The sequence below is a fragment of the Mesorhizobium sp. M7D.F.Ca.US.004.01.2.1 genome (assembly GCF_003997785.1).
In the GTDB taxonomy this organism is placed as follows: Bacteria; Pseudomonadota; Alphaproteobacteria; order Rhizobiales; family Rhizobiaceae; genus Mesorhizobium; species Mesorhizobium loti.
Genome location: NZ_RZRQ01000598.1, coordinates 1 through 2,004, shown reverse-complemented (window position 1 = coordinate 2,004; position 2,004 = coordinate 1). Strand labels below are relative to the sequence as shown.

The following is a 2,004-nucleotide window of genomic DNA, read 5'->3' as shown; positions in this document are numbered from 1 at the left end:
GTGCTGGCGGTCGCGGGCGGCTCGACCGGCCGCGCGCTGTTCGACGCCGCACTCGACGGCGGCAGCGTCGCCCTTGGCGCCGGCGCCTCCGCAATCGCCGCCGGCGCATCCGCCGATCTCGTCTCGCTCGACGCCAACAATCCCTCGCTGGCCGGCAAGACCGGTGACGCAATCCTCGACGCCTGGATCTTCGCCAATGGCAGCAAGGTCGATTGCGTCTGGGTGCATGGCCAGAAACAGGTCAGCGGCGGCAGGCATGTCAAGCGCGAGGCCATCACCGAGCGGTTTCGCAGCGTTATGATGGCGCTTTCGGCATGAGCATTGTCGAGACTGCGGATGCTGAAGGTAGCGTCTCGCTGCACCAGCGCATCCTGTCCGACATCAGTGAACGCATCATGTCCGGTGCCTGGGCGCCTGGTCACCGCATTCCGTTCGAGCACGAGTTGAGCACGCAATACAATTGCTCGCGCATGACGGTGAACAAGGCGCTGTCGCAGCTTGCCAAGGCTGGGCTGATCGAGCGGCGCCGCCGCTCAGGCAGTTTTGTGCGCCGGCCGCAGTCGCAAGCGGCGGTGCTGGAAATCCACGATATCCGCATCGAGGTCGAAGCGCTCGGCCTACCCTACCGCTACGAGCGCGTCGCGCGACACAAAAGGCGCAGCAGCGCCGAGGATCGCGCCCTGCTGGAGCTGGGCGCGGCCGGGCCAGTGCTGGCGCTGGAGTGCGGGCATTTCGCCGGCGAGCGTCCGTTCGCGCATGAACAGCGGCTGATCAATCTCACCGCCGTGCCCGAGGCAGCAGACGAGGAATTCGTGGCCATAGCACCAGGACCATGGCTGATTGGCCGCGTGCCGTGGAGCGAAGCCGAGCACCGGATTCGCGCTGTCGCCGCCGACAGGCATATCGCGGCCGCGCTCGATATCGAAGCCGGCGCGCCGTGCCTCGTGGTCGAGCGACGGACATGGAGCGCCGATCACCCGGTCACCCATGTGCGCTTTACCTACCCGGCCGAGAGCCACACGCTGGTGGCAAGGTTCAGGCCGTCGCAGGGGTGAGGCGTGTCCAGCCGCAGGCTGGCGAAAAGCCAACGATTTGGCTTTTCGAACGCCTAACGCCCGGAGCCATAGCGGAGGGCAGCGGCGCCAACCCCCACCCGGACCTTCGGTCCGACCTCCCCACAAGGGGGAGGTAGAAAACCGCCGATCAAATCGCAGCCGTAATAATAACCTCGACCAGATATTCCGGGGTGGCGAGCTTTGCTTCGCCGGTGGCGCGAGCCGGAGTGTTGCCTTGCGGCACCCACTTGTCCCACTCCGCGTTCATCTCGGCAAAGGTGCTCATGTCGGCCAGCCAGATGATCGCCTGCAGGATCTTGGTCTTGTCGGAGCCGGCCTTGGCCAGCAGTTCGTCGACAGCCGCCAGGATATCCCTGGTCTGCGAAGCGACGTTGCCGGTCGGCTGACCGACCTGACCGGCCAGATAGACGGTATCTCCGTGAATGACGATCTGGCTCATGCGCGGGCCAACATCGATGCGACGAATGCTCATTGGATGGTTCCTTCCTGTGGCGGTTGCGCCTCTTTAGAGTTGCCGCCAGCTTCGGGCAAGGTCGCCAAGTCGAATCCCCTTGGGCCAAGGGCATATGATATCCCCACACGGCAAGTTGACCCGCCAGCCGCAATTCCGCCGGATTGGCTTGTTGACTAATGTAATAACATCACATATCCAATCGGCCGCTGCCCGCAGCCGGATTTCGCCGCCCTCACGGATCGCAGAATGACAAACACCTGCCTGACATTCCGCGACCTGACGCTTGGCTACGGCAGCCACCCTGCAATCCATCATCTCGACGGCACCATCCGCAAGGGCTCGCTGACGGCCGTCGTCGGCGCCAACGGCTCCGGCAAATCGACGCTGATGAAAGGTATTGTCGGCGTCCTGAAGCCGATGGCCGGCGAGGTTATCCGCGCGCCCGGCGTTCGCGCCGCCTATCTGCCGCAGCAG

Annotated in this window: 3 protein-coding genes and 1 pseudogene; 3 read left to right on the top strand and 1 reads right to left on the bottom strand. The window is 64.6% G+C overall.

Annotated elements, in window-relative coordinates; all coding sequences use genetic code 11:
- Both EN993_RS35250 and hutC read left to right on the top strand, forming a co-directional pair.
- A pseudogene (locus EN993_RS35250) lies at positions 1-318 on the top strand (formimidoylglutamate deiminase); the annotation flags it as partial.
- Positions 315-1,055, top strand: a complete 741-nt coding sequence (gene hutC / locus EN993_RS35245; RefSeq protein ID WP_109672424.1) for a histidine utilization repressor — start codon at positions 315-317, stop codon at positions 1,053-1,055. The pseudogene EN993_RS35250 and the gene hutC, both read left to right, overlap by 4 nt.
- A gap of 148 nt (positions 1,056-1,203) precedes the next feature.
- On the opposite strand, the gene EN993_RS35240 is transcribed toward hutC, so the two are convergent.
- Positions 1,204-1,548 carry a RidA family protein gene (locus tag EN993_RS35240; protein WP_126068745.1) on the bottom strand — a complete coding sequence of 115 codons (345 nt, stop codon included), beginning with the start codon at positions 1,546-1,548 and terminating at the stop codon, positions 1,204-1,206.
- A 228-nt stretch (positions 1,549-1,776) separates the two neighbouring features.
- Here EN993_RS35240 and EN993_RS35235 point away from each other — a divergent pair.
- Positions 1,777-2,004 (top strand): ATP-binding cassette domain-containing protein (locus EN993_RS35235; RefSeq protein WP_127266184.1); only part of this gene is annotated, 228 nt, incomplete at its 3' end.

What these genes read in the sequence shown, in the direction of transcription:
- EN993_RS35240 (WP_126068745.1), bottom strand. Translation starts at nt 1,548, where the DNA reads ATGAGCATTCGTCGCATCGATGTTGGCCCGCGCATGAGCCAGATCGTC.
- hutC (WP_109672424.1), top strand. Translation starts at nt 315, where the DNA reads ATGAGCATTGTCGAGACTGCGGATGCTGAAGGTAGCGTCTCGCTGCAC.